This window comes from Gordonia mangrovi, from assembly GCF_024734075.1.
In the GTDB taxonomy this organism is placed as follows: domain Bacteria; phylum Actinomycetota; class Actinomycetes; order Mycobacteriales; family Mycobacteriaceae; genus Gordonia; species Gordonia mangrovi.
Genome location: NZ_CP102850.1, coordinates 4961674 through 4987481, shown reverse-complemented (window position 1 = coordinate 4987481; position 25808 = coordinate 4961674). Strand labels below are relative to the sequence as shown.

At 68.1% G+C, this 25808-nt stretch carries 20 protein-coding genes; 11 read left to right on the top strand and 9 right to left on the bottom strand.

Features of this window, described 5'->3' with window-relative positions; genetic code table 11:
• The first annotated feature begins 85 nt into the window (after positions 1–85).
• On the top strand, positions 86–1105 hold the full coding sequence (locus tag NWF22_RS22610) for a LysR family transcriptional regulator (protein ID WP_309249726.1): 1020 nt from the start codon (positions 86–88) through the stop codon (positions 1103–1105).
• Here NWF22_RS22610 and NWF22_RS22605 read toward each other — a convergent pair.
• The 4 genes from NWF22_RS22605 to NWF22_RS22590 all read right to left on the bottom strand — a co-directional run bounded on the left by NWF22_RS22605 (position 1030) and on the right by NWF22_RS22590 (position 6025).
• Positions 1030–2436, bottom strand: a complete 1407-nt coding sequence (locus NWF22_RS22605; protein WP_160902776.1) for a cytochrome P450 — start codon at positions 2434–2436, stop codon at positions 1030–1032. The genes NWF22_RS22610 and NWF22_RS22605 overlap by 76 nt on opposite strands.
• Positions 2437–2595: 159 nt before the next feature.
• Positions 2596–4995: an ATP-binding cassette domain-containing protein gene (locus NWF22_RS22600; protein WP_160902289.1), complete on the bottom strand. Its 2400-nt coding sequence runs from the start codon at positions 4993–4995 to the stop codon at positions 2596–2598.
• Positions 4996–5153: 158 nt separating this feature from the next.
• Positions 5154–5564: a VOC family protein gene (locus tag NWF22_RS22595; RefSeq protein ID WP_160902290.1), complete on the bottom strand. Its 411-nt coding sequence runs from the start codon at positions 5562–5564 to the stop codon at positions 5154–5156.
• 17 nt (positions 5565–5581) lie between these two features.
• On the bottom strand, positions 5582–6025 hold the full coding sequence (locus tag NWF22_RS22590) for a helix-turn-helix transcriptional regulator (protein ID WP_160902291.1): 444 nt from the start codon (positions 6023–6025) through the stop codon (positions 5582–5584).
• Between the two features lie 160 nt (positions 6026–6185).
• Here NWF22_RS22590 and NWF22_RS22585 point away from each other — a divergent pair, with 160 nt between their 5' ends.
• Entirely contained in the window at positions 6186–9347 is a 3162-nt protein-coding gene (locus NWF22_RS22585; protein WP_160902292.1) for a DUF2118 domain-containing protein, read from the top strand.
• Positions 9348–9366: 19 nt separating this feature from the next.
• Here the strand turns inward: NWF22_RS22585 and NWF22_RS22580 are convergent, their stop codons facing one another.
• Positions 9367–10068, bottom strand: coding sequence for an HAD family hydrolase (locus tag NWF22_RS22580; protein WP_160902293.1), 702 nt, complete (start codon positions 10066–10068; stop codon positions 9367–9369).
• A gap of 97 nt (positions 10069–10165) precedes the next feature.
• On the opposite strand from NWF22_RS22580, the gene NWF22_RS22575 reads away from it, so the two are divergent.
• Both NWF22_RS22575 and NWF22_RS22570 read left to right on the top strand, forming a co-directional pair.
• The gene (locus NWF22_RS22575) at positions 10166–11158 is read left to right on the top strand and encodes a TIGR03557 family F420-dependent LLM class oxidoreductase (protein WP_160902294.1); all 993 of its coding nucleotides are present in this window, start codon (positions 10166–10168) and stop codon (positions 11156–11158) included.
• Positions 11159–11331: 173 nt separating this feature from the next.
• Positions 11332–12855, top strand: a complete 1524-nt coding sequence (locus NWF22_RS22570) for a catalase (RefSeq protein ID WP_160902295.1) — start codon at positions 11332–11334, stop codon at positions 12853–12855.
• Between the two features lie 121 nt (positions 12856–12976).
• Here NWF22_RS22570 and NWF22_RS22565 read toward each other — a convergent pair whose 3' ends face one another.
• The gene (locus NWF22_RS22565; protein WP_160902296.1) at positions 12977–13723 is read right to left on the bottom strand and encodes a hypothetical protein; all 747 of its coding nucleotides are present in this window, start codon (positions 13721–13723) and stop codon (positions 12977–12979) included.
• A gap of 222 nt (positions 13724–13945) precedes the next feature.
• On the opposite strand from NWF22_RS22565, the gene NWF22_RS22560 reads away from it, so the two are divergent.
• From NWF22_RS22560 to NWF22_RS22550, 3 genes are all read left to right on the top strand, one after another.
• Entirely contained in the window at positions 13946–15793 is a 1848-nt protein-coding gene (locus NWF22_RS22560) for a peroxidase family protein (RefSeq protein ID WP_160902777.1), read from the top strand.
• A complete protein-coding gene (locus NWF22_RS22555; RefSeq protein WP_160902297.1) occupies positions 15790–16908 on the top strand; it encodes a catalase family protein in 1119 nt (372 codons plus the stop codon). Before NWF22_RS22560 ends, NWF22_RS22555 begins: the two co-directional genes overlap by 4 nt.
• 174 nt (positions 16909–17082) lie before the next feature.
• Positions 17083–19680: a LuxR C-terminal-related transcriptional regulator gene (locus tag NWF22_RS22550; RefSeq protein WP_160902298.1), complete on the top strand. Its 2598-nt coding sequence runs from the start codon at positions 17083–17085 to the stop codon at positions 19678–19680.
• A 103-nt stretch (positions 19681–19783) separates the two neighbouring features.
• Here the strand turns inward: NWF22_RS22550 and NWF22_RS22545 are convergent, their stop codons facing one another.
• On the bottom strand, positions 19784–20131 hold the full coding sequence (locus NWF22_RS22545) for a hypothetical protein (RefSeq protein WP_160902299.1): 348 nt from the start codon (positions 20129–20131) through the stop codon (positions 19784–19786).
• Between the two features lie 103 nt (positions 20132–20234).
• Here NWF22_RS22545 and NWF22_RS22540 point away from each other — a divergent pair, with 103 nt between their 5' ends.
• The 4 genes from NWF22_RS22540 to NWF22_RS22525 are packed head-to-tail and all read left to right on the top strand — an operon-like array spanning position 20235 to position 24552.
• On the top strand, positions 20235–21350 hold the full coding sequence (locus NWF22_RS22540; RefSeq protein WP_202398637.1) for an NAD(P)/FAD-dependent oxidoreductase: 1116 nt from the start codon (positions 20235–20237) through the stop codon (positions 21348–21350).
• A gap of 45 nt (positions 21351–21395) precedes the next feature.
• Positions 21396–22427: an LLM class F420-dependent oxidoreductase gene (locus tag NWF22_RS22535; RefSeq protein WP_160902301.1), complete on the top strand. Its 1032-nt coding sequence runs from the start codon at positions 21396–21398 to the stop codon at positions 22425–22427.
• Positions 22428–22435: 8 nt separating this feature from the next.
• Positions 22436–23350 (top strand): DUF1295 domain-containing protein, encoded by a 915-nt coding sequence (locus tag NWF22_RS22530; protein WP_160902302.1) that lies wholly within the window; start codon positions 22436–22438, stop codon positions 23348–23350.
• A 38-nt stretch (positions 23351–23388) separates the two neighbouring features.
• Positions 23389–24552, top strand: a complete 1164-nt coding sequence (locus NWF22_RS22525) for an FAD-dependent oxidoreductase (RefSeq protein ID WP_202398638.1) — start codon at positions 23389–23391, stop codon at positions 24550–24552.
• Between the two features lie 174 nt (positions 24553–24726).
• On the opposite strand, the gene NWF22_RS22520 is transcribed toward NWF22_RS22525, so the two are convergent.
• A complete protein-coding gene (locus tag NWF22_RS22520; RefSeq protein ID WP_160902303.1) occupies positions 24727–25404 on the bottom strand; it encodes a VOC family protein in 678 nt (225 codons plus the stop codon).
• Positions 25374–25790 carry a hypothetical protein gene (locus tag NWF22_RS22515; protein ID WP_202398590.1) on the bottom strand — a complete coding sequence of 139 codons (417 nt, stop codon included), beginning with the start codon at positions 25788–25790 and terminating at the stop codon, positions 25374–25376. Before NWF22_RS22515 ends, NWF22_RS22520 begins: the two co-directional genes overlap by 31 nt.
• Positions 25791–25808: the final 18 nt, after the last annotated feature.

Genomic DNA, 25808 nt, shown 5'->3' with positions numbered 1-25808 from the left:
GTGGTCCGGATCACCATCATCGATGCGGACACCCGCCCGTGACCGGATCGGTCATGGCTTCCGCCGCGTCGATAAGGTAGGCGGTGTGGACCTGATCCATCTGCGCTATTTCGTCGCCGTCGCCGAGGAGCACAATTTCACCCGGGCCGCGGCGCGCCTGCACATGGCCACCTCCCCGTTGAGTCGTCGGATCAAGGATCTGGAGCGTGAACTCGGTGCGGCGTTGTTCGTCCGGGCGCATCATCACATCGAGTTGACGCGTGCGGGTGCCGCGCTGCTCCCCCGGGCGCGTGACGTCCTGGAGCGGGCCGATGGCCTTGCCGATGTCGTGCGGGAGGCCGACGGGACCACTGGGCGGCAGGCCGTCATCGGTATCGCACCCGAGGTGTCGGCCGCCGTGCGGGACACGTTCCTGGCCGATCTCGCCGCGGCGCACCCCGACGTCATGCCGCGTCTGCTGCCCGCCAGTACCGAGCCTCTGCTGCGTGATCTGCGCGCGGGAAATGTCGATCTCGCGCTCGTGCACGGCCCGGTGGGTGGCACCGAGGTTCACACCAGGTTTCTCGAGAGGCAACCGGTGGGCGTTGCCGTCGGCGCCGATCTCATCGCCGGCGGTCGGTCGTCGATCATGCTGGCCGACCTGACCGACATCCCGTTCGCGTCGATCAACCACGATTCGGCCCCGGACATCTACCGCAATCTCGACGAGTTGCTCGACCGCCACGGCATCCGCAAGCGGATCACCTTGACCGGCGACAACTTCGCCGGTCTGGCCCACCTGGTGGCGACCGGGCAGGCATTCACCCTGGTCGGGTTGGACAACGGTATGGCGAACCGACTCTTCCACGGTGAGCCGGTCCGGATCCTGCCGATCGACGGCCTGCGTGCGGCGATCACCACGGTTGCGGCCTGGCGGATCAATCGTGCAGACACCGAGCGCCTCGTGGCCGACCTCGTGAGCACCGTCGAGGCGCTCGATCTCGATGCGGCGAGGTCGCAGGTGGAGACCGCGACCGGTGTCCGTCAGGATTACGCCGGGTCGGACACCACCCGTCGACGCATGTCGATCGGCAACCCGTCGGCCGGGGTCGGACCGGTGCCGTAGGTCACTTCGAGTCGGTAGTCGGCGGGAACCGACCATTCGAAACGTTGGAGCAGTTGGTGCATGATCGCCTTGACCTCCATACCGCCGAAGTAGAGGCCGATGCATTTGTGCGCGCCACCGCCGAAGGGCGCCCAGGCGAACCGGTGCACCTTGTCCTCGCGGCGTTCCGGGGAGAATCGTTCCGGGTCCCAGTGGGTCGGGTCGGGCCACCACTCCTTGCGCAGCATCGACGCCCAGGGGTGGATGCTGACCAGCGTGCCCTTGGGCACGTAGTGTCCGAGGATATCGGTGTCGGCCACCGTCTTTCGGAACAACATGCCCACCGGCGCGTTGATGCGGAGCGTCTCCTTGAAGGCCAGGTCGAGGCTCGGGAGAGCGTCGAGGTCGTCGTAGTCGATCGTCGGTTTGCCCAGCGCGAGTGATTCGTCGCGGAGTCGCTGTTGCCACTCGGGGTGCCGCCCCAGGAAGTAGGTCAGCATCGACAGCGCGATGGTGGAGGTGTCGTGAGCGGCCATCATCACGAAGATCATGTGGTTGACGATGTCCTCGTCGCTGAATGTGTTGCCGTCCTCGTCCTCGCTATGGCAGAGCACGCTGAACAGATCGTCCCCGTCGGCCGCCCGCCGCGCCCCGATCTCCGAGCGGAAGTACTGCTGCAGGGCTTCGCGTCCGCGCAATCCCCGAGCCCAGGTCCAATCGCGGACGTCGGCGCGGACGATCGCCTGCCCGCCCCGGACCGCGGCCTCGAACGCGCTCTCCAGACGATGGGCCTCACTCTCGGTGAGCGATGCCCCCATGAATACTTCGGTGGCCAGCGAGAGGGTGAGGTCCTTGGTGCGCGAGTACATCGGGAAGCCGGTGCCGACGTCCCAGTTCGCCAGCGTTTTCTCGATGTGCGGGGTCATCATGTCGAGGTAGCCGTTGAGGCGGGGCCGGGTGAACGCCTGCTGCAGGATCCGTCGGTGATGCATGTGCTCGTCGAAATCCATGAGCATGATGCCGCGACGGAAGAACGGGCCGATCATCGGTTCCCAACCCTGCTCGCTGGAGAATGCCTTCTCGCGATTCATCCAGCCGCATTCGATGGCCTCAGGACCGATGAGTGTCACGATGTTCATGTTCAGCGACCCCGACCACGAGACCGGGCCAAACTTCTCGTACCGCGCCATCGCGCTGGCCAGCGGGTCGGCGAGCGCCTCGAGGGTGTTGCCGAGGAACGGCATGCCCGCGTCGCCCATCACCGGTTTCAGTCCGGAGCCGGCCGGTGGTTCCGCCAGCGGCCGCGGCTTGCTCGGGTAGGCCTTGCTGAGTTTGCCCAGCGTCGACTGCATCGTCTTCTTCGCGTTCACTCCAGCGCTCCCGCCCACGAGTCCTCGATTCGTCGACACCCCCAACTGGTGGCCACGGCATCAAAGAAACGAATCGTTGTAGATGTTCCAACGCGAGTCTACGTCGCCACGGCGAACTCGTCACCGGAATCTGCGAAGCGATCAGCCGGCGACGTAGTCGGCGAGGTGTTGGCCGGTCAATGTCGTCGCTTCGGCGATCAGCTCCGCCGGGGTGCCCTCGAAGACCACCTGACCGCCGTCGTGACCCGCCCCGGGTCCCAGATCCACGATCCAGTCGGCGTGTGCCATCACCGCCTGATGATGTTCGATCACGATCACCGACTTCCCACCGTCGACGAGCCGGTCGAGCAGTTCGAGCAGTTGTTCGACGTCGGCGAGGTGCAGGCCGGTGGTGGGCTCGTCGAGGATGTAGATGTCACCCTTGTCCCCCATCTGGGCGGCGAGCTTGAGCCGTTGTCGTTCCCCACCGGACAGTGTGGTGAGTGGTTGGCCGATGGTGAGGTAGCCCAGACCGACGTCGCGCAGCCGGACGAGGATCTTGTGCGCACCCGGGATCTTGGCGTCGGCCGAGCCGAAGAACTCCTCGGCCTGGGCGACCGACATCGTCAGGACCTCGCTGATGTCCTTGCCGCCGAAGGTGTATTCCAGGACGTCGGCCGAGAAGCGTTTGCCCTCGCATACCTCGCAGGGTGTGGCGACCCCGGCCATCATCGCCAGGTCCGAGTAGATGACCCCGGCGCCGTTGCAATTGGGGCAGGCGCCTTCGGAGTTGGCGCTGAACAGCCCCGGTTTGACCCCGTTCGCCTTGGCGAAGGCCTTGCGGATCGGGTCGAGCAGCCCGGTGTAGGTGGCCGGGTTGCTGCGCCGCGATCCCCGGATGCCGCTCTGGTCGATGGCCACCACACCGTCGCGCCGGGCGAGCGATCCGTCGATGAGCGAACTCTTGCCCGAGCCGGCGACACCGGTCACCACGACCAGGACGCCGAGCGGGATGTCGACGTCGACGTCACGCAGATTGTGGGTGTCGGCGCCGCGGATCTCCAACGCCCCGTCGGGCGATCGCACCGACTCCTTGACGCATGCCCGGTCGTCGAGGTGTCGGCCGGTCCGGGTGTCGGCCCCGCGCAACTGCTCGACGGTCCCTTCGAAGACGATCTCGCCCCCGTCACGACCGGCGCCGGGACCGAGGTCGACGACGTGGTCGGCGATCGCGATGGCCTCCGGTTTGTGCTCCACCACCAGCACGGTGTTGCCCTTGTCGCGCAGCGCCAGCAGCAGATCGTTCATACGCGCGATGTCGTGCGGATGCAGACCGATCGTCGGTTCGTCGAAGACATAGGTCACGTCGGTCAGCGACGACCCGAGATGTCGGATCAGCTTGGTGCGCTGAGCTTCTCCCCCGGACAGGGTGCCCGCCGGGCGTTCCAGGGACAGATAGCCCAGGCCGATGTCCACGAACGAGTCCAGGGTCTCGCCCAGGGAGGTGAGCAGGGGCCGCACCGAGGGTTCGTCGAGCTGACGCACCCATTCGGCGAGGTCGCTGATCTGCATCGCACACAGGTCGGCGATGCTCTTTCCGGCGATGGTGGAGCTGCGGGCCTCGGCGGTCAGCCGGGTCCCCTCGCATTCGGGGCAGGTGGTGAAGGTGATCGCGCGATCCACGAACGCCCGGATGTGCGGCTGCATCGCCTCCCGGTCCTTCGACAGGAACGATTTCTGGATCTGCGGGATGAGGCCGAGGTAGGTCAGGTTGATCCCGTCCACCTTGATCTTGGTGGCCTCCTTGTACAGCAGGTCGTCGAGTTGTCGCTTGGTGAACTTGCGGATCGGCTTGTCCGGGTCGAACCAGCCGCAACCCCGGAAGATGCGTCCGTACCAGCCGTCCATGCTGTAGCCAGGAATGGTCAGTGCGCCGTCGTTGAGCGACTTCGAGTCGTCGTACAGTGCGGTCAGGTCGAAATCCGACACCGACCCCCGGCCTTCGCAACGGGGACACATGCCGCCGGTGATCGAGAAACTGCGCCGTTCCTTGACCGTGCGGCCGCCCTTCTCGACGGTGACCGCGCCGGCACCGCTGATGGAGGCGACATTGAACGAGAAGGCCTGCGGGGAACCGATGTGCGGGGTGCCGAGCCGGCTGAACAGGATGCGCAACATCGCATTGGCATCGGTCGCGGTCCCCACCGTCGAGCGTGGGTTGGCGCCCATCCGTTCCTGGTCGACGATGATCGCGGTCGTCAGCCCCTCGAGCACGTCGACGTCGGGTCGGCCGAGGTTGGGCATGAACCCCTGCACGAACGCGCTGTAGGTCTCGTTGATCATCCGCTGCGACTCCGCGGCGATCGTGCTGAAGACCAACGAACTCTTGCCCGACCCGGAGACGCCGGTGAACACGGTCAGCCTGCGCTTGGGGATCTCCAGGCTGACGTCCCGGAGATTGTTCTCCCGGGCTCCGGTCACCCGGATCAGGTCGTGGGTGTCGGCGACGTGTACGTCAGGCGACACTGTCCTCGTCGGCGTCGCCGTCCTGGTGCTGCTCATCGCGTCTCCATCCGTTGTGCGGCCAGTCCCCTGGCTCGTCTCCCACCGTCTTTGTCGATCCAACCAAATCGAGCGCCCGTGTCGGCCGTGTCGGTACCACCTTGCCGGACTCGTCGAAGCCGACGTGCCCTTCCCGGAATCTGCACATGGCCGTGCGGTCAGTTCCGCTGGTTGATGCGCAGCAGGTTACCCGACGGGTCGCGAAATGCGCAGTCGCGCACTCCATATGGTTGATCGGTCGGCTCCTGCAGCACTTCGGCGCCGCTGGCCTCGAGTCGTTCGAACAGTCCGTCGAGGTCGTCGGTGGCCAGGGTCAGGGCACCGTAACTGCCCTTCGCGATCAGCTCGAGGATCGTACGGCGCTCGTCGTCGGAGATCCCCGGATCGGCCGCGGGCGGATGGAGCACGATCGAGGTCTCCGGCTGGTCGGGCGGGCCCACGGTGAGCCAGCGCATGCCCTGATATCCGACGTCGTTGCGCACCTCGAACCCGAGGGTGTCGCGATAGAAGCCCAGCGCGGCCTCCGGGTCGGTCTGCGGGAGGAAGGCGTAGTGAATGGTGATGTTCATGGTCATCACGCTAGAACTCACCGCGGCGGTGTCGCTTCTCGATTCCTGACCGGTCTGGTGACCTGTTTGGCCAGACAGGGCGGAATGCCCGCGATGGCGTCGCCGTGGTGGCGGCGATACTCACTGGGTGGGGTGCCGACGAGCTCGGTGAACCGGGTGCTGAACGTGCCCAACGACGAGAATCCCACGGCGAAACACACATCGGTGACACTGAGATCGCCACGACGCAGCAACGTCATGGCTCGTTCGATGCGGCGTGTCATCAGGTACGAATACGGCGACTCCCCGTACACCCGGCGGAACTCCCGACTGAGGTGACCCGCCGACATGTGTGCCCCGCGCGCGAGCGCCGCCACATCGAGCGGCTCCGCGTAGTCCCGGTCGATCCGATCTCGGACGCGACGCAGCCGCATGAGGTCGTGAAGGCGCCGGTCGTCATCAGGGGAGGACACATTCGCCATGGTGCCAGGCCGGCCCGATGTTGCCCAGCACACCGGAACACTGCTGAGCCGCGATGGGCTTCGGCAACATGCCGCCGGGTCGGGTCGGGTGAAGTAGCGTCGGCCGGGTGTGCGCGCTCACATCCTCCCGTACCTCGCGGTGTCGCCGAGGTGACATCCGATGAAGATCCTGATCGCGAATCGCGGTGAGATCGCGGTGCGGGTGATCTCCACCGCAGCCGCGCTCGGAATCCCCACGGTCGCCGTTCATCCCACCGACGACGCCGACTGCGCACATGTGCGGATGGCCGACGAGGCCGTACAACTCGAGGGCACCGGAGTGGCCGCCTATCTCGATCTGCGGCAGATCATCGCCGCCGCCATCGCCACCGACTGCACACTGCTACACCCCGGGTACGGGTTCCTCGCCGAGAACCCCGAGCTCGCCCGCGCCTGCGCCGACCACGGGATCGGCTTCGTCGGCCCCACAGCCAAGACGCTGGAATTGTTCGGGCACAAGGGCGCCGCCCGAGACCTGGCCCGCGAGCGTGGTGTGCCGGTGCTACCCGCGACCACAGCGCCGACCGACCCCGCGGCCGCCCGCACCTTCCTCGGCGATCTGGGTCCCGGCGCGTCGGTGATGATCAAGGCCGTGGCCGGCGGCGGTGGGCGTGGAATGCAGATGGTCTCGCGCACAGACGAGGTGGAGGCGGCGATGGCCCGGTGCGCATCCGAGGCCCGCGGCGCCTTCGGTGACGCTGCGCTGTATGTGGAGCAGTACCGCCCGGCAGCACGCCACATCGAGGTGCAGGTGATCGGTGACGGCTCGACAACGATCGTGCTGGGTGATCGGGACTGCTCGGTGCAGCGGCGGCGTCAGAAACTCATCGAGATCGCCCCGGCACCCGGCGTGTCGGCTCCACTGCGGCAGCGGCTCCACCACGCGGCGATCGCGGTGGCGGGTGGCCATCACGGGCTGGCGACCGTCGAGTTCCTGGTGGCCGGCGACGACGTCGTCTTCCTCGAGGTGAACCCACGGATTCAGGTCGAGCACACCGTCACCGAGGAGACCACCGGTCTCGACCTGGTCGAACTCGCGATCCGGGTGGCCTCGGGAGAGTCGCTGAGCGCGCTCGGCCTCACCGACAGCCCGGCGCCACGCGGCGCGGCGGTTCAGGCGCGGGTCAACGCCGAACACCTGCAGCCTGACGGCAGCATCACCCCGGGGACCGGAACGCTCACCCGATTTCAGCCGCCGACCGGCAGGGGTATTCGGGTCGACACCCACGGGCGGGTGGACTACGCCGTCCGACCGCGCTACGACTCGCTACTCGCCAAGGTCATCGTGACCGGACCCGACACCGCGGCGGCCGCGCGCGGCGTGACCCGAGCGCTGGAGCGTTTCGACATCGAAGGTGTGCCGGTCAACCTCGAGCTGTTGCGCAACCTGCTCACCGTCGACGGACTGGCCGACGGACGGGTCGACACCGGCTTCGTCGACCGGACTCTGTCCGACCACCTCCCCACCGGAACCCACGAGGCCGAGCCGACGACCGAGCCGCCGCACGCCACCGACCCCGAGTCGACCAGGGTGTCCGCACCGGTAGCCGGCGTGGTGGTGGCGCTGCCGGTTACCGTCGGCGATCGGGTCACCCCCGGTGCCGAGCTGGCGATCATCGAATCGATGAAGATGGAGCACGTCGTCCGCGCACCGGTCACGGGCACGGTCCTGGAGATTCCGGTCACCGAGGGCGACGACGTCGACGAGAGCACCGTGGTGAGCGTGCTCGCCGAGTCGTCGTCGGCATCGGACACCGACGATTCCGTCGTCACCGCCGATCCGGCTCATGTCCGGCCCGATCTGGCCGAGGTGCACGAGCGCCTGCGTCGCACCCGCGACGAGGGCCGTGTCGAGGTCGTGGCGAAACGCCACGCGAAGGGGCGGCTGACCGCCCGCGAGAGCGTGGCCGGGGTTCTGGACACCGACACCTTCCTCGAATACGGCGCACTCGCGATCGCGGCGCAGCGTCAGCGACGCGACGTCGACGAGCTGATCGCCCGGACCCCGGCCGACGGTCTCATCACGGGCACCGGCCGAGTGCATGCGATGCCCGTGGCGATCATGGCCTACGACTACACCGTGCTCGCCGGCACCCAGGGCCTGCACAACCACCGCAAGACCGACCGACTTCTCGAGCTCGCGCGCCGGGAACGGTTGCCCGTCATCGTCTTTGCCGAAGGCGGTGGTGGCCGGCCCGGGGACACCGACACGTCGGCGGTGGCCCAACTCGACGTGCCGACCTTCCGGCTGTTGGCGGAGTTGTCGCGGACGGTGCCGACCCTTGCGGTGGTGTCCGGGTACTGCTTCGCCGGAAACGCCGCACTTGCCGGGACCTGCGACACCATCATCGCCACCGAGGGATCCAGCCTCGGGATGGGCGGCCCGGCCATGATCGAGGGAGGGGGCCTGGGGCGGTTCGCCCCTGCCGAGGTGGGTCCGATGGACGTCCAGGTCGCCAACGGGGTGGTGGACCGACTGGTACCCGACGACCACGCCGCAGTCGACGATGCCCGTCGCTATCTGCACTTCTTCGCCGCACCGCGCGTCGCGGCCGGCGCGGCCGGCGATCAGCGACTCCTACGCCACCTCGTGCCGGAGAACCGGCTGCGTGCCTATCCCATCCGTCCCGTGCTGGAGGCCCTGTTCGACAGCGATTCGATGTTCGAGGTGCGACGCGGCTTCGGGGAGGGCATCGTCACCGCGCTGGCCCGCCTCGAGGGACGCACGGTGGGGGTCATCGCCAACAATCCGGCCCATCTCGGCGGCGCCATCGACGGAGACGGCGCGGACAAGGCCGTCGGCTTCCTCCGGCTGTGCGACTCGCACCATCTTCCGGTCGTCTCCCTGTGCGACACACCGGGATTCATGGTGGGACCGGCGGCTGAGCGAACGGCCACGGTGCGACGCTTCAGCGCGATGTTCCGCGCCGGCGCGACGCTGCGCAGCCCGCTGGTGCTGGTCGTCGTGCGCAAGGCGTACGGACTGGGCGCCATGGCCATGGCCGGTGGCGACCTGCATGCGCGGCTGATCACCCTGTCCTGGCCGACAGGCGAGTTCGGCGGCATGGGTCTCGAGGGTGCCGTGCGTCTGGGTTATCGCGACCAGTTGGCGGCGATCGCCGACCCCGCCGAACGACAGCGGCGGTACGCCGATCTCGTGGCAATGCACTACGAACGTGGCAAGGCCCTCAACGTCGCCAGCGTGTGTGAGATCGATGCCGTGATCGACCCGACCGAGACCCGTGCCGCAGTCTGCCGGGCACTGGAGCTGCGGGATCGGTGAAGCCGGCGGCACGTCGGGCTCACGGCCGCCAACCCTCCCGGGCCAGCGCGCCGACGTCGTCGACGACGCGAACCGCTCCCGCATCGATGAGTTCGGCCTCACCGAAGCCGCCGCTGCGGACCGCCAGGCATGGCACCCCGAGCCGCTTCGCGGACTCCACATCCCACACGGTGTCGCCGATCACCACCGCCCGCTCGCCGCCGGCCCGGGCCAGCGCGGTGTCGAGGATGTCCGGCTCGGGCTTGGCGTGGTCCACGTCTTCGGCTGAGGTCACCGCCACGAACGTGTCCGCCGAGAGTCCCAGGATCTGCAGGGCCGCGTCGGTGAACTCGGCAGCACCCGAGGAGGCCAGCGCCACGCCGAGCCCGGCGGACCGCAGATCCTCGATGAGTTCGACCGCCCCGTCGAAGGCCCGCACCTCGCCCAGCAGCCGGCGGTAACAATCGGACCATGCGGCCCGCAGGTCGTCGCCGAGCTCGTGTTCCACCTCGTCGCCGCACACCTCGCCGACCAGCAGGTCACCGCCCATGCCGACGGTGCGGTGCACCCGCCACCAGTCCGGGGTCAGGTCGTGGGTCGCAAACGCACGCATCCAGGCCAGAGCATGAAAGTACGTCGAATCGATGAGCGTGCCGTCGACGTCGAGCAGCACCGTGTCGACAGCCCCGACACCTGCGGTGTCATCGCGGTCATCTGGCCCGTGGGCGACGGATTGGTTCACCGTGGTCTCCCTTCGAGAGTTTGGCTGCCGGCGGCAAGTGGTACCCCGTCCGCGGCGATGGCAATCCCACCCGATGCCCAGCAAAGGAGTTCACTCCATGCCCACGCGCTTCGGCTACACCCTGATGACCGAGCAGGCCGGTCCGAAGGAACTCGTCCGGTATGCGGTCGGCGCCGAGGAAGTCGGCTTCGACTTCGAGGTGTCCAGCGACCACTACTTCCCGTGGCTGTCGGCGCAGGGCCACGCGCCGTATGCGTGGAGTGTGCTCGGAGCGGTTGCGCATGCCACCGAACGCGTCGATCTGATGACCTACGTGACGTGCCCGACCATCCGTTACCACCCCGCCATCATCGCGCAGAAGGCCGCCACCATGCAGCTGTTGGCGGACGGGCGGTTCACCCTCGGACTGGGCGCAGGCGAGAACCTCAACGAGCACGTCGTCGGCGAGGGCTGGCCGGCGGTCGCCGACCGACAGGCGATGCTCGCCGAGGCGATCGAGATCATCCGGGCTCTGCACACCGGTGACCTGGTCGATTTCCGTGGCGAGTATTTCCAGGTGGACGCCGCACGCATCTGGGATCTACCCGACACCGTGCCCATCGGGGTCGCGGTGTCCGGAACGCAGGGCATCGAACGATTCGGGCCGCACGCCGAGCACATGATCGCGGTCGAACCCAATCGTGATCTCGTCGACCACTGGAACGGCCACGCGGATACGTCGACGATCGGGGTCGGCGGACGCGCGATCGCCCAGATACCGATCTGCTGGGACCGCGACCGCGACGCAGCCGTCGCCCGGGCGCACGATCAGTTCCGCTGGTTCAGCGGCGGGTGGGATGTGAACGCCGACCTCCGTACCACCGCCGGATTCGCCGCCGCGACACAGTACGTGCGCCCGGAGGATGTGGCCGAATCGATCCCGTGCGGCCCCGACCTCGACGCGATCGTGGATGCGGTACGGCCCTACTGGGAGGCGGGATTCACCGACGTCGCCCTGGTGCAGATCGGCGGCGGATCGCAGCACGAGTTTCTCGACGCGACGGCAAAACCGTTGCTGGACAGGCTGCGTTCCGCGGCATCGGGAGGTTGATCACACAACAGCCTCCAAACATGTTTCATGGCAATGTCATTCATCCGCAGTCCGTCGCTGGTCTCGCCGACTCGCGGCCGCGTGGGATCGGCCGGAGTAACATCGCGACAAGGACCTCAAACAGCTCGGGTCCCTGGCAGCCCATTGACGGATCAGACCTTTTCGGAGGCGATATGTCCGACGACAACACATCGATCTACACGACACGCGATTCCGGGGCGCCCGCCGGCAGCGACGAACATTCGCTCACCGTCGGCGCCGGTGGCCCCATAGTGCTGCACGATCACTATCTGATCGAGCAGATGGCGCAGTTCAACCGAGAGCGCATTCCGGAACGGCAGCCGCATGCCAAGGGCAGCGGGGCGTTCGGCACATTCGAGACCACCGCCGACGTGTCGCAGTACACCTGCGCCGGGTTGTTCCAGCCCGGCGTCAAGACCGAGATGGTGGCCCGGTTCTCCACCGTCGCCGGCGAACGGGGCAGCCCCGACACCTGGCGTGATCCGCGCGGGTTCGCGCTGAAGTTCTACACCGACGAAGGCATCTACGACATGGTCGGCAACAACACGCCGATCTTCTTCGTCAAGGACCCGATGAAGTTCCAGCACTTCATCCGCTCACAGAAGCGACGCGCCGACAACAACCTGCGCGATCATGACATGCAGTGGGATTTCTGGACGTTGTCGCCGGAGTCGGCCCATCAGGTCACCTGGCTGATGGGTGACCGTGGCATCCCCAAGACGTGGCGGCATATGAACGGCTACTCGTCGCACACCTATCTGTGGGTGAACGCCGAGGGTGTCAAGACCTGGGTGAAGTACCACTTCATCACCGATCAGGGTGTGGAGTTCTTCACGCAGCACGAGGGCGATCAGATGGCCGCGGCCGACACCGACTTCCACACCCGGGACCTGTTCGAGTCGATCGCCGCCGGCGACCATCCGAGTTGGACACTCAAGGTACAGCTGATGCCGTATGAGGACGCCACCAGCTATCGCTTCAACCCGTTCGACCTGACGAAGGTGTGGCCGCACGGCGACTATCCGCTGCATGAGGTGGGCAAGATGACCTTGCACACCAACCCCACCGACAACCACGCGCAGATCGAGCAGGTCGCCTTCGAACCGAACAATGTGGTGCCCGGAATCGGTTTCAGCCCCGACCGCATGCTGCTGGGCCGGGTCTTCTCCTACGCCGACGCACATCGCGCACGCCTGGGCGGCAACTACAAGGAGATCCCGGTCAACCGTCCGCGCAACGAGGTGCACAGCTACACCAAGGACGGGCACATGCGGATCACCCCGGTGACCGATCCGGTGTACGCGCCGAACTCGAAGGGCGGGCCCGCGGCGAGCTACGCGGGCCAGGGCGAACCGCAGTGGGCCGCCGACGGCGACATCGTGCGCAGCGCCTACGTCGACCATCCGCAGGACGACGACTGGGGTCAGGCCGGCACGATGGTCCGCGAGGTGCTAGACGACGAGGCGCGGGAACGTCTGGTGGACAACGTCGTCGGTCATCTGCTCAACGGGGTGTCCGAGCCTGTCCTGGCGCGTGCGTTCGAGTACTGGACGCGGATCGATCCCGACATCGGTGCGCGCATCAAGTCCGGGGTGACCGAAAAGAAGGATGAGCCGGACCCGAAGGTCGACGATCAGGGCAACCCCGCCCGCAGCTCGATGCAGGCCAAGGTCTGAGGTCGGCTGCGCTGAGCCGAGCGTCGTCGTGGAGCGTGCTCTGACGACCCCGGCCCTGCGCGATGCCAGTGCTGGACGAACGGGTGGTGCGGCACAAGGGTGCCGCACCACCCGTCGTGGGTCACGGGGCGTACGCCAGCGCCGACATCACGCGGTGGGTGGTGGTGGGCCCGTCCGTGGCCGCGATCGACAGCCCCCGGTCGGCCACCGCCGTGCACAACGCCCGGTGACCGGCCGCGCAGCGTGCGTCGAACTGTGTCTGGGATTCGCCGGACCGCGGCTGGATGTGGGCGGCGAGGTCGAGGACGTCGACCGCGCCCACCGACCATCGCTCGACATGCACCGGGCAGCCGTCGAGGTCGATCTCGGGCCACGTCTGGCAGGCCACCGGCCCCAGCGTCATCAGATGGTCGATGGGCACACCGCCCGGCGTGCAGGTGACGACGAACTGCCGCTGTGCCGCGTCGAGGATGTGCGCCGGATCCTCGCCGGCGACGACCGATGCCGCGACCGACCCCGGTGGTCGACGGCTGATGGCGCAGGACGCGACCTCGCGGCGCTCACCGCACCAGTTCCATTCGAGACGGTACGAGAAGTCGGGCTCGTCGAACGGCGCACGCCATCGTCCGACCAGGAGGTCGGTGTCACACGGCCGCACGGCGACGGTGACGTCGTCGCGATCTCCGCTGCGCAGTCGAATCGTGAGGTGTCCGGCCAGCAGCGGTAGCCGATCGTGATCGCCCCGTGCGCGGGCCTCGGCGAACCACATGTCACGGCGAACCGGTGGGGTGCCGGCGCAGCCCAGCGCCGCGAGCGCATCGGTCACCGACGTCGCGATGTTGACCTTGATCTCGACGGGTGCGATCACCAGGGCACCTTTCTCGTAGCAGGAGGTGGTCGCAGACCCCGCCACCACCGTCTTCATCGTCGTCGGCGGCGTCGGCCATGACACGAGTACGCCGCTACCTCAGTACGGCACCGACCTGCGGGGCGGATCCGAGTAGATCGAGTAGTCGATTACTCATGCCGTTCGGTGGACGCAACCCGCATACTCGTACCCGACGAGCCGGAGGTGGTCATGGTCGGGATGATGCGATCGGTACGGAAACCAGTGCGACCCGCTCGTCGTGCGCAGCCGTCCCCCGACCGGCGTCCCCGGGCCGTCCGGGTCCTCGCGCACACCGCCGAGCGCATCGATGGCCTGGTCGGGTGGTCCCGCTTGTGGTCACCGGCCGGGCTCGCTGTGCTGGTGGGACTGCGCAGCCAGCTGCGCGCACACAATCTCGTCGACACCGGCCGGCCGGGCACCGTGTTGCCGCCGGGTGTGGCAGACGAGCATCGGGTGCGCGCCGTCGACGGAACCTACAACGATCTGCGTGAACCGCGCGCGGGCTCTGCCGGCAGTCGCTTCGGCCGCAACGTGCCCGTCGAGCTGACCGCACCGGAGGACGATGACAGCATCTGCGAACCCAATCCCCGACTGGTCAGCCGCCGCCTGTTGACCCGCCGCGAGTTCCGGCCGGCCACCACACTCAACCTCCTTGCGGCCGCGTGGATCCAGTTCGAGGTGCACGACTGGTTCAACCATGCGCCCGAGCCGACGGATCCGTGGCGCATCGGGCTGCCCGACGGCGACGATTGGCCGGAGGATCCGATGAGGTTCCCGCGCACCGCGGCCGATGCCACCGGGTCCGCGGATGCACCGCCCGTGTATGCCTCGACGGTGTCGCACTGGTGGGACGGATCTCAGATGTATGGCGAGACGGCCGAATACGCGGACCGGATCCGCACTCACGAGGGTGGCCGGATCGGCCTCGACGATGTCGGGTTGCCGCCGATCGAGACCGAGGAATTGCTCGACCCCAACGGTCAGGCGGCCAATTTCTGGGTGGGTCTGGCCCTGCTGCACTCGCTGTTCCTGCGTGAACACAACGCGATCGCCGACCGGCTGGCCTCGGCCTATCCGGCCATGACCGACCAGGCACTCTACGACACGGCCCGACTCGTGAACGCGGCGTCGATGGCCAAGATCCACACCGTCGACTGGACACCGGCGATCATCGCCCATCCGACCACCGTCGCCGCGATGCGCGGCAACTGGTTCGGACTGCTCGGGGAGCGCCTGTCCGGACGTCTCGGCCGCTTCACCGACAACGACATCCTCTCCGGCATCCCCGGCTCCCCGACCCATGACGGCGGGGTCCCGTTCGCCCTCACCGAGGAGTTCGTGGCCGTCTATCGCATGCATCCGCTCCTGCCCGACACCGTCGAGTTCCGCAGCGGCGACGATGACCACGTCGTGGCCGAGCATCCGATGGCGGATCTGCTCGCCACCGACGTCCGGCGGCATCTCGCCGCGCAGAGCGCCGCCGACCTCCTCTACTCGTTCGGTCGTGCCCACCCGGGGGCATTGTCGCTGCACAACTTCCCCGCCGCCATGCAGAACCTGGCGCGTCCCGACGGAACCCCGATCGATCTGGCGACCGTGGACATCATGCGGGTCCGCGAACGCGGCGTACCGCGCTACAACGAGTTCCGGCGCGCGCTGCGACTCGCGCCGGTGACCACATTCCGCGATCTCACCGGTGACGACGAGACGGCCGCCGAACTCGCGGAGGTCTACGGGGACATCGAGCGACTGGACCTGATGGTCGGGCTCTACGCCGAACCCAAGCCGCCGGGTTTCGGCTTCAGCGACACCGCGTTCCGGATCTTCATCCTGATGGCGTCGCGGCGACTGTCCTGCGATCGCTTCTTCACCGCCGACTTCCGCCCCGAGGTGTACACCGAGGTCGGCATGGCGTGGGTGCGTCACACATCGATGCGATCGGTGCTGCTGCGCCATCACCCCACCCTGACGCCCGCGCTGCGCGGGGTCGCCAATCCGTTCGCCCCCTGGACACCCGCCCCAGCATCGAGAGAGGACCCATACCCATGACCGAGACCGTCGCCGGCGGCCGGACCTACGTGCGTTTCCACGAGAACATCGAATCCCCGCGCGACGACGAGGCCGACGACATCGAGAGGATCGTCCGGGTGTTGCGCTCGAACAACGAACGCGCCTACCGCACCAACAAGCGCGGGTTGCGTGACGCGCACGCCAAGGGCCACGGGATCCTGCGGGGCGAGTTGGAGGTGCTCGACGGCCTCGCCCCCGAACTCGCCCAGGGCATGTTCGCGGCGCCGGGAACCTTCCCGGTCATCGCCCGATTGTCGAGCACCTCGGGCGCCATCCGCAGCGACCAGCTGCGCGGTGTGCGGGGACTCGGGCTCAAGGTCATCGGGGTCACCGGACCCCGCGCGTTGCCCGACGACACCGCGAACACCCAGGACTTCATCATGGTGACCCATCGGGAATTCCTGTTCGCCGACGCGCATGCCTACAGCCGCACCGGGATGGTGACCGCCTGGGCTTTGGCCCGCCTCTCGGACCGCGCGCTCAAGTTCGGTAGTGAGGCACTCGACGCACTGAACGCCCGTGTACTGCCGATCCTCGGCACGAAGCTGCCCGACACCCTCGCGGTGTTCGTGGAACCGAATACGCACATCCTGGGTGACACCTTCCACTCGTCGGCACCGCTGCGGCACGGTGACCACATCGTCAAGATGCGTCTGGTCCCGCGCTCACCGGAGGTGTGTGCGCTCGCCGGCGAGCGCATGCCGGCCGACGGCGAGGTCAACGCGTTCGCGGAGTCGGTGATCGACTTCTTCGCGTGCCACGCCGCGGAGTATGAGCTGCAGGTGCAGTTGTGCACGGATCTGGCGGCGATGCCGATCGAGGACGCCACGAAGGAATGGGACGACGCGCTGTCGCCCTACCGCACCGTCGCGATCATCCGCTACCCGAAGCAGGAGACCTACACCCCGCAGCGTCGGGCATTCGGCGACGAGGTGTTGTCGTTCAACTCGTGGCGAGGACTCGATGCACACCGACCACTCGGCTCGATCAACCGACTCAAGCGGCGCGTGTACGACGCGTCGAGCCAGTACCGGCACCGGGTGAACCACGCGCCCATGCTCGAACCCGCCGACGAATCCGAGCTGCCGACCTGACCGGTCGGTGTCGCACCGGCCACGAAACCGTGACCCCATGACCAACATCGAGCGATGAGCACCCCGACACGACCCGCCGGCCGTCGGCGCACCCCATCCAACAGCACCGATGGGCACACCGCCACGCTTCGTTCGCTCCGCCGCAACGGCGTGGGGCACCTATACTCAGGACGCATGGACGGCGGTTGGCAGCTGCTCGGCCGGCCCTCCGAACATCAGGCGATACTATCCGCGCTGACCGACGAGGGAGGCGGCGTCGTGCTCGTCGGGCCCCCGGGGGTCGGCAAGACCACAGCGGCTCGCGCAGTGACCGACTCCTTGCACGCGCCGGTGCACTGGGCGGCCTGTACCGAGTCCTCCCGGGCGATCCCGCTGGGTGCGTTCGCGCCCTGGGTCCGTCTGTCGCCGCGTATCTCCCGCGATCCGATCGCCGCACTGGTGTCGGCCCGCGAGGCGATGGTCGCCGAGGCCGACACCGTCATCGGCGTCGACGACGCTCATCAGCTCGACCAACTCTCGGCAACCCTGCTGCACCAGATCACCATCGAGCATTCGGCCCGTATCGTGGCCACCGCACGCATCGGCGAGACCGTTCCGGATGCCGTCACGACGCTGTGGAAAGACGGGTACCTCACGCGGATCGAACTCGAACCGCTGACCAAGGATCAATGCACGGAGCTGGTCGAGATGGTGCTCGGTGGAACCCTGGAGGGCCTCAGCGCCGACGTGATCTGGGAGTCGTCGGGCGGCAATCCCCTGTTCCTGCGCAACATGGTCGAAGGCGCTCTGGAGGCCGGCACGCTCTCGGAGATCAACGACGTGTGGCAACTCCGTGGCCCCACCGCGGTCCCGTCGGGCCTCGCGGCACTGATCGACGATCGTCTCGACCGTGCAGGTGAGGCGGTGATCGATGCCTTGAAACTGCTCGCACTGTACGAACCGCTCGACCTCGACACGATTGTCGAACTCGCGGGTGAACAGGCGGTCGACGCCGCCGAGGTGCAGGGCCTGATCCGGATCACCCGCGACGGTGAGACAGTGAATGCGCGCTTCAGCCACCCCGTCTACGGTGACGTGATCCGCCTGCGTATCGGCACCATGGCCGGCCGAACCCTGCGATCTCGGATCGTCGCGGTGCTCCGTGATCGTCCGATCGCGTCGGCTGCCGATCGGATCCGGCTCGCCAGACTCTGTGTCGACGGCGACCAGGACATCGATGTCAAGCTGCTGATCTCGGCGGCCAAGGACGCGGTCGCGCTGACCAACCTCCCGCTCGGCGAGCGGCTGGCGCGTGCCGCCCAGGACCGCGGTGGTGGGGTCGCCGCCGCGGAGTTGTTGTCGCGCGCCCTGCTCTGGCAAGGACGGATCGCCGAGTCCGACGGGGTGCTGGCGGCCTACGATCCGGACGATCTCGACGAACTCCAGCTGGTGCAGTGGGGTGTGCCCAGGATGAGTGGGCTCTTCTGGTCGCTGGGCGACGTCACGCAGAGCACGCGGCTGCTGCACCTGATGCGCGACCGGGTCGACCACCCTGCGCTGCGCTTGGTCGTCGATGCCGCCGGTGCAGCGATGGCGGTGCACGAGAATCGCATCGACGACGGCATCGAGGCAGCCGAGAAAGTGCTCAACGACCCTGAATCGCCCTCCCAGGCCATAGATTTCGCGGCCTTCGCCGCGGGGCTGGCGATGCCGGTGGCCGGCCGAGGGTTCGATTTCGAGCCGATCGCGGCACGCTGCCGGCCGGAGCAGAAGGCCACCGACGGCATGATCAAGGTGATGATCCGCTACGGGGATGTGCTCGCGCTGACGACGGTCGGCGATCTCGATCAGGCGCACCGCCGCGCCACCGAATACGCCGAGTTCTTCTCGTCGGGGCAGTTCGTCGGTTGGGCGATCGCCAAGATCATGGTGGGCCTCGTGGCGACCTACCGCGGCGCCTTCCGGGAGGGCGCGATGGCGATCGAGCAGGCATTGGCCGCCCTCAACGCCGAGTCCTCGCTGCCATGGCGACTGCCCGCCCGGTTGATCCTGGTCCGGGCGTATGCGGCACTCGGCGAGGTCGACAAGGCCCAGCAGGTGATCGAGGACGCCGAGGAGCATTCCGGGCCGCATCTGCGATTGCACGAGCCCCAGCGAATCCTGTCCCGGGCGTGGATCGCGGCGTCCGCCGGAAGCCCACGACACGCTGTCGAATTATGTTACGAATCAGCAGATATGGCGTCCTCGTCCGGGCAGTTGGCGGTCTGCGCCGAGGCGCTGCATCACGCGGCGAGATTCGGTGACCGCGGCGTGGCCGGCCGCCTCGACGAGATCCGGCGGTTCGTCCAGGGGCCGGTGGTCGATCTCTACGCGCAGCATGCCGCTGCCGTCGCCGACGCCGAGCCCGCCGCACTGTGCGCGGTGAGCGAGCCGTTCGAACGGATCGGCCTGACGCTGTCGGCTGCCGATGCAGCCGCCCAGGCCGTCCCGCTGTATGACCGGGCCGGCCGACGGCGTGAGTGTGCCGAATCCAGCGCGCGCGCCGCGCGTCTGGCCGCACGATGTGACGGAGCGACCACCCCGGCCCTCCGCGCCGCGGCCCGACCGCTACCGGTGACCGCGCGTGAGCGGGAGATCACGGCGCTGGTTGCGCAGGGGCTCAGCAACCGCGAGATCGCCGAACGCCTCACCGTGTCGATCCGAACCGTCGAAGGTCACATCTACCGTGCCTGCATCAAACTCGACGTCGCGGATCGCGACGCCCTGGCGAGGATCGTCTGGGACAACGCCTGATCGAAAGAGCTCGACGGGCAGTCCCCTTCGTGACGCCCCACGCGCTTCTCACGGCGCTCCACAGGCAGCGGTGGTGGACACCCGTGCTGCCCGATGGTCGAAGTCACGGGGCAGGGTCGAGGTCGACCCGGACGCTGACGGCTCCCTGATCATCGCGCCGGCTCACTGCGTGGCCGGTGCGGGTCGTGCCGTCGAGAGTCAATGAGATGGGCGCGCCGGCGCCGGTGAAGTTGCGCCACCAGCCCTTCTTGTCGGGCATCGCGACACCGATGGTGACGGTGTCGCCGGATCGCCGATAGCCGACGGGTAATTCGAACCGGTTCCCCGATTTCCGCCCGGTATAGCTGATCAGGGTGATCGAGCCGCCCACCACCGTGCGAATCCCGGGCATACGCAGTACCGGAACGACGGCGCCGTTGACCATCGCCGCCATCCGTTGAAATCGGTTCATCGCCATCCCTTCGTCGACCACCCGTCCACGGCGACCCTACTATCGCTCGTTCTGTCCGTCGGTTCCATCGGGGGCCATCGGGCGGCTACGCTCGGACACCGTGATGGAGTCCGTCGACGTCGTGGTGGTCGGCGCGGGTGTGGTCGGTCTGGCCGTCGCGCGCCATCTCGCGATCGAAGGCCGCAGCGTGGTGGTCCTCGAGCGCGAGGACGCGGTCGGCACCCAGACGAGTTCACGCAATTCCGAGATCATCCACGCCGGGATCTACTACCCGCCCGGCAGTCTCAAGGCGCGGATGTGCGTGACCGGCCGCGCCCTGCTGTACCGCTATTGCGCCGACAACACGATCGCGCACCGCAGAACCGGCAAACTCATCGTCGCCACCGACCGCGATCAACTCGCCGCGCTCGACCGCATCGCCGATCGTGCCCACGCCAACGGGGTGGGTGATCTCCGCCGGATCGACCGTGACGAACTGGCCGAGCTGGAACCCGAGGTGAGCGGCGTGGCCGCGCTGTGGTCGCCCTCGACCGGCATCGTCGATGCGCATGGGCTGATGCGGGCACTGCGGCGCGATGCGGAGCAGTCCGGCGCCGTGGTGTCGCTGCGGAGCGCGGTGACCACCGGCCGGATCCGACCCGGTCACCCGATCGAGCTGACGGTCGCCGACATCGGGGAGATTGCCTGTCGGGCAGTGGTCAACTGTGCCGGTCTGGGTGCGTGGGCTCTCGCGTCATCGCTGACCGGGTTCCCGACCGCACACGTGCCGCGGCGTCACCTCGCCAAGGGCAACTACTTCGGCCTGCGCTCGGGCCGGGCCCCCTTCGAGCGGTTGATCTACCCGGTCCCGGTGGACGGTGGCCTCGGGGTCCATCTCACCTTCGACCTCGGTGGCGCCGCTCGTTTCGGTCCCGACGTGCAGTGGGTCGATCGACCTGAGCACCTCGTCGATCCGACCCGGGCCGACGCGTTCTACGCCGCCATCCGGCGCTACTGGCCCGGACTGCCCGACGACGCCTTGCAGCCCGACTTCGCCGGCATCCGACCGAAGCTGACCGGACCGGGCGAACCGGCCGCCGACTTCCTGGTGCAGGGGCCGGCCGACCATGGCGTCGCCGGCGTCGTCAATCTCTTCGGCATCGAAAGTCCCGGTCTCACGTCCTGCTTTGCTCTGGCCGCCCATGTCGCCGCGGCGATCGACGGCGACCCGCTACGGTGAACTGCACGGGAGCCGTACCGTCGGCCGTGTGATGTGGGGAGCAGCATGAAACTCGGGCTACAGCTGGGATATTGGGGTGCACAGCCGGCGACCAACCACGCCGAATTGGTCGCCGCCGCCGAGGCCGCCGGATTCGACAGCATCTTCACCGCCGAGGCGTGGGGGTCGGATGCGTACACCCCACTGGCGTGGTGGGGCTCGGCCACCGAACGGGTCCGGCTGGGCACATCGGTGCTGCAACTGTCAGCTCGCACCCCGACCGCGTGCGCCATGGCCGCACTGACTCTCGATCACCTGTCCGGCGGCCGCCACATCGTCGGGCTCGGGGTGTCCGGTCCCCAGGTCGTCGAAGGATGGTACGGCCAACGATTCGCCAAACCGCTCGCGCGCACCCGGGAGTACATCGACATCATGCGCCAGGTGTGGGCCCGCGAGGCACCGGTCACCAGCAGCGGACCGCACTACCCACTGCCACTGACCGGCGCGGACAGCAGCGGATTGGGTAAGCCGCTCAAGCCGATCACCCATCCGCTGCGTCCCGACATCCCGGTGATGCTGGGCGCCGAAGGGCCCAAGAACATCGCCCTGGCCGCCGAGATCGCCGACGGGTGGCTGCCGCTGTTCTACACACCGCGTCTCGCCGACACCTACAACGAGTGGCTCGACGAGGGGTTCGCACGGCCCGGGGCGCGCCGCTCCCGCGCGGACTTCGAGATCTGCGCCACTGCCCAGATCGTCGTCACCGACGACCGCGCCGCCACCTACGAGGCCATCAAACCGTTTCTCGCGCTCTACATGGGCGGGATGGGCAGCGAGGACACCAACTTCCATGCCGAGGTGTATCGGCGGATGGGCTATGCCGACGTGGTCGACGAGGTAACCGCCCTGTTCCGCAGCAACCGCAAGGATCAGGCCGCGCAGGTGATACCCGACGAGGTGGTGGCGGATTCCGCGATCGTCGGTGACCTCGACCACGTGCGTTCGGAGGTCAAGCGGTGGGCGGCCGCCGGTGTCACCATGATGCTGGTGTCCCCGGGCAGTGTGGCCGAGATCGAGCAACTGGCGACGCTCATCTGAGATCGTCGATGTCCACGCACACACCGTCGCGTCGGGTCGCCGGACTCGCCCGCGTCGCGATCGCCTACCTGGTGGCGGTAGCGGTGGCCGCGCTCTGGTTGGCCTGGGGTCCCGCCACCGACGCGCTGTGGCTCGACACGCTGATCGCCGACCTGCTGGCCACCGTGGTCATCTTCGGGTTCAGCCGGTATCACCACAACAGCAGCTTCTACGACGCGTACTGGAGCGTGATCCCGCCGCTGCTGCTCGTGTACTGGTGGTGCCGTGGTGACTTCGGCATCGACGATGTGCGCACCTGGCTGCTGTTCGCGATGGTGTCGGTGTGGGCGATCCGGCTCACCGCCAACTGGGTGAGCACGTTTCCCGGTCTGCACCACGAGGACTGGCGCTACGCACAGCTGCGGGATGATGCCGGTCGGTGGGAACTGCCGGTGGATCTCTTCGCCATCCACGTGATCCCGACGCTGCAGGTGTTCGCCGGGATGATCCCTGCCTACGTGGCCGTGACACGTCCCGCTGCGGGGCCGATGTGGCTGGTCGTCGTGGCGTTTCTGGTCGGGATGGCCGCCATCACCCTCGAGACGATCGCCGACGGGCAGTTGCGCCGATTCGTCCGGTCGGCTCGTGCCGGCGAGGTGATGGATCACGGTGTCTGGGGATGGTCGCGTCATCCGAACTACTTCGGTGAGTTCTCGTTCTGGTTCGCGATCGCGCTGTTCGGGGTGGCGGCCTCCCCGGCGGATGCCTGGTGGCTGTTCATCGGTGCCGCGGCGATGCTCGCACTCTTCGAGGGTGCGAGCATCCCGCTGATGGAGCGGCGCAGCCTCGCCCGCCGACCCGGATATCAGGCGGTGATCGACCGGGTTCCGCGATTCGTGCTACGGCCGCCGCGCGCGGGCGGCTCCGTGCGGAGCCGCCGGTGACCGACCACCGGGCCCGTCCGCGTGTCGTGATCGCCGGTATGGGTGACAGCGGGCTGCTGACCGCGATCCACCTCGCGCGGGGCCGATCACCGATCCCGCTGCCCTGGTTGGGTTCCCGGCCGCACTGCGATGTGGTCGGCATCTCGTCGAAACCCGGGCTGCTGAGCGGGCAGGAACTGGGCACCCGGATCTCCCGACCCGACGCGTGGGTCCGCGACCATTGGATCTCGTTCGACCGCTTCCGCGGGCTGGACCGGGTGCGCACCGTCCACGGCAGCCTCGTCGGCCTCGACACCGCGCGCGCCCGCGTGGACGTCGCGCTCGGCGACGGTTCGGTTGTCGCCGAACCCTACGACGTACTGGTGATCTCGACGGGTGTGCGTAACGGATTCTGGCGGCAACCGACGCTGCAGACCACGACGGACATCGACCGCGAGCTCGGCGAGACACACACCAGTCTCGACGGCGCGACCAGCGTGGCGGTGATCGGCGGTGGTGCGGCCGCGGTCAGCAGCGCCGCCAACATCGCGGCGGTGTGGCCCGCCAAGAACGTGCGACTGTACTTCCCGGGGGCGCGAGCGCTACCCGCCCATCATCCCCGGGTCTGGCAGCATGTGCGGTCACGGCTCGACGGGCTCGGTGTGGAGATGCATTCCGGCCATCGGGCCGAACTCCCCTGCGACTCCGGTATCGACCGGATCGGCACCGGCCCGGTGCACTGGACCACCGGGCAGCCACCCGCATCCGCCGATGCCGTCGTGTGGGCCATCGGAGCGGTACGCCCGAACACCGAGTGGCTTCCTGGCGATCTGCTCGACGAACACGGATTCGTTCGTGTCGAATCCGACCTCCGCGTCGTCGGCCAGGACCGGATCTTCGCCGTCGGCGACGTCGCGGCGACCGATCCGCTGCGCAATTCGGCGCGCAATCGGGCCGACCGGCTGATGGCGCACAACGTGCGGGCCACGCTGCGCGGGGGGCACCGGCGCCACTATCGACCTCGCCATCGCCGCTGGGGGTCGGTCCTCGGGGTCCAGCGCGACGGCCTGGAGGTCTTCACCCCCGGCGGGCGGCCGTTCCGCTTCCCCACATGGTCGATCGACACGCTCCTGCAGCCGTGGATCGTGCGCCGCGGGATCTATCGAGGCATCCGCGATCCCGCGTCAGCGACCGCGGACGACACCGGTTGGTCTGGCAACTAGGAGGTCTGGCATCTAGGAGGTCTGGGCTTCAGGAGGTCTGGGCTTCAGGAGGTCTGGGCTTCAGGAGGTCTGGGCTGCACGCAGCGACGCGAGTCAGGCGTGGACCAGCGGAACCGGGCTCGCTGGTCGTCGGTTCGGCCGTCCATCTCCCGGGCGGTGCTCGTCGCGGCGCCGTCAGGTCGGGCCGATCACCACGGTGCGCGTCGCCAGTTCGGGCTCGCGGACGGTGAACACGCGGGTGCCCGGCTTTCGGCCGACCCTGATCTCGCTGACCGGCATCCCTGCGGCGGTGAGCCGGTGGTGGGTGGCCTCGATGTCCGGAGCCGACCACGCCAGACCCCACAGCACACACTGCGCGGCCGGCTGCGGGTCGGGCCCCACCACCACCTCGACGACGAGATCGGTGGCGCGGAAGAACAGTTGACGAGCGTCACCGCCGATGGCGCGGTCGAGGCGGAAGTCGAGACCCAGGGTGGCGCCGAAGAGGGCGAGCGCACGATCACGCGTAGGTGCCGTGAACACGAGGTGGTCGATCGCGTCGAGGTCGGAGTGCGGGGTCGGTCGGGAGCCGACACCGGAGCTCACCCCGACCGGCTCGCCCGGGTCGAGGCCCCGTCGCCCCATCAGTCGCTGCGCGGCGATGAGGTCGTCGACGCCGAAGGACACGCGGTGATCTCCACCGGCGCGGACGCGGAGCGATCCGTTGCCGAATACGAGCGCATCGCCCGTCGCCCGGCCCAAGAGCCGCAGGTAGGCAGCGCAGGTCGCATCGACGTCCGAGGTGGCGAGGTCGATCTCGACGCCACGCGGCGGTGAGCCACTCACGGCCGCTGCCTGCTGGTGATGTGCCATGCGCCGCAGACACATTCATAGCATCGCAACGTCGGTCCGGGGCCGGCGTGACGGCGCACGGCGACGATGCCCTGACGGGCCAGCACATCCGAGGCGAAGGCGACCTTGTCCGGGGTGGGACAGGACTTCGACGACCGCTTCGACTCTGCGGTCCGCCGGGGACGCCGTCGCGGCGTCGCCGCCGTGCGGGCCTCGACCTCCCGGTAGAAACTCTCGAGTTCCGAGTCCGTGAACGCCGAGTCCGTGAACGCCGAGGTGTCCGACGGCTCGCCGCCGGCACCGGTCGCCGGCGGTTCAGGCCGTGTCCGACGGCCCGAACCGCGTGCGTCGGTGCGCTTCTCGATCTCGCGATAGAACGCCTCGAGGTCGTCGTCGGAGAACGGCACCCTGCAAGTGTAGAGGCC

Excerpts from the sequence above, each read along its gene's own strand:
- NWF22_RS22605 (WP_160902776.1), bottom strand. The coding sequence starts at position 2,436 with ATGCAGTCGACGCTGGGCAAACTCAGCAAGGCCTACCCGAGCAAGCCG.
- NWF22_RS22600 (WP_160902289.1), bottom strand. The coding sequence starts at position 4,995 with ATGAGCAGCACCAGGACGGCGACGCCGACGAGGACAGTGTCGCCTGAC.
- NWF22_RS22595 (WP_160902290.1), bottom strand. The coding sequence starts at position 5,564 with ATGAACATCACCATTCACTACGCCTTCCTCCCGCAGACCGACCCGGAG.
- NWF22_RS22590 (WP_160902291.1), bottom strand. The coding sequence starts at position 6,025 with ATGGCGAATGTGTCCTCCCCTGATGACGACCGGCGCCTTCACGACCTC.
- NWF22_RS22585 (WP_160902292.1), top strand. The coding sequence starts at position 6,186 with ATGAAGATCCTGATCGCGAATCGCGGTGAGATCGCGGTGCGGGTGATC.
- NWF22_RS22575 (WP_160902294.1), top strand. The coding sequence starts at position 10,166 with ATGCCCACGCGCTTCGGCTACACCCTGATGACCGAGCAGGCCGGTCCG.
- NWF22_RS22570 (WP_160902295.1), top strand. The coding sequence starts at position 11,332 with ATGTCCGACGACAACACATCGATCTACACGACACGCGATTCCGGGGCG.
- NWF22_RS22560 (WP_160902777.1), top strand. The coding sequence starts at position 13,946 with ATGCGATCGGTACGGAAACCAGTGCGACCCGCTCGTCGTGCGCAGCCG.
- NWF22_RS22555 (WP_160902297.1), top strand. The coding sequence starts at position 15,790 with ATGACCGAGACCGTCGCCGGCGGCCGGACCTACGTGCGTTTCCACGAG.
- NWF22_RS22550 (WP_160902298.1), top strand. The coding sequence starts at position 17,083 with ATGGACGGCGGTTGGCAGCTGCTCGGCCGGCCCTCCGAACATCAGGCG.
- NWF22_RS22545 (WP_160902299.1), bottom strand. The coding sequence starts at position 20,131 with ATGAACCGATTTCAACGGATGGCGGCGATGGTCAACGGCGCCGTCGTT.
- NWF22_RS22540 (WP_202398637.1), top strand. The coding sequence starts at position 20,235 with ATGGAGTCCGTCGACGTCGTGGTGGTCGGCGCGGGTGTGGTCGGTCTG.
- NWF22_RS22535 (WP_160902301.1), top strand. The coding sequence starts at position 21,396 with ATGAAACTCGGGCTACAGCTGGGATATTGGGGTGCACAGCCGGCGACC.
- NWF22_RS22530 (WP_160902302.1), top strand. The coding sequence starts at position 22,436 with ATGTCCACGCACACACCGTCGCGTCGGGTCGCCGGACTCGCCCGCGTC.
- NWF22_RS22525 (WP_202398638.1), top strand. The coding sequence starts at position 23,389 with ATGGGTGACAGCGGGCTGCTGACCGCGATCCACCTCGCGCGGGGCCGA.
- NWF22_RS22520 (WP_160902303.1), bottom strand. The coding sequence starts at position 25,404 with ATGGCACATCACCAGCAGGCAGCGGCCGTGAGTGGCTCACCGCCGCGT.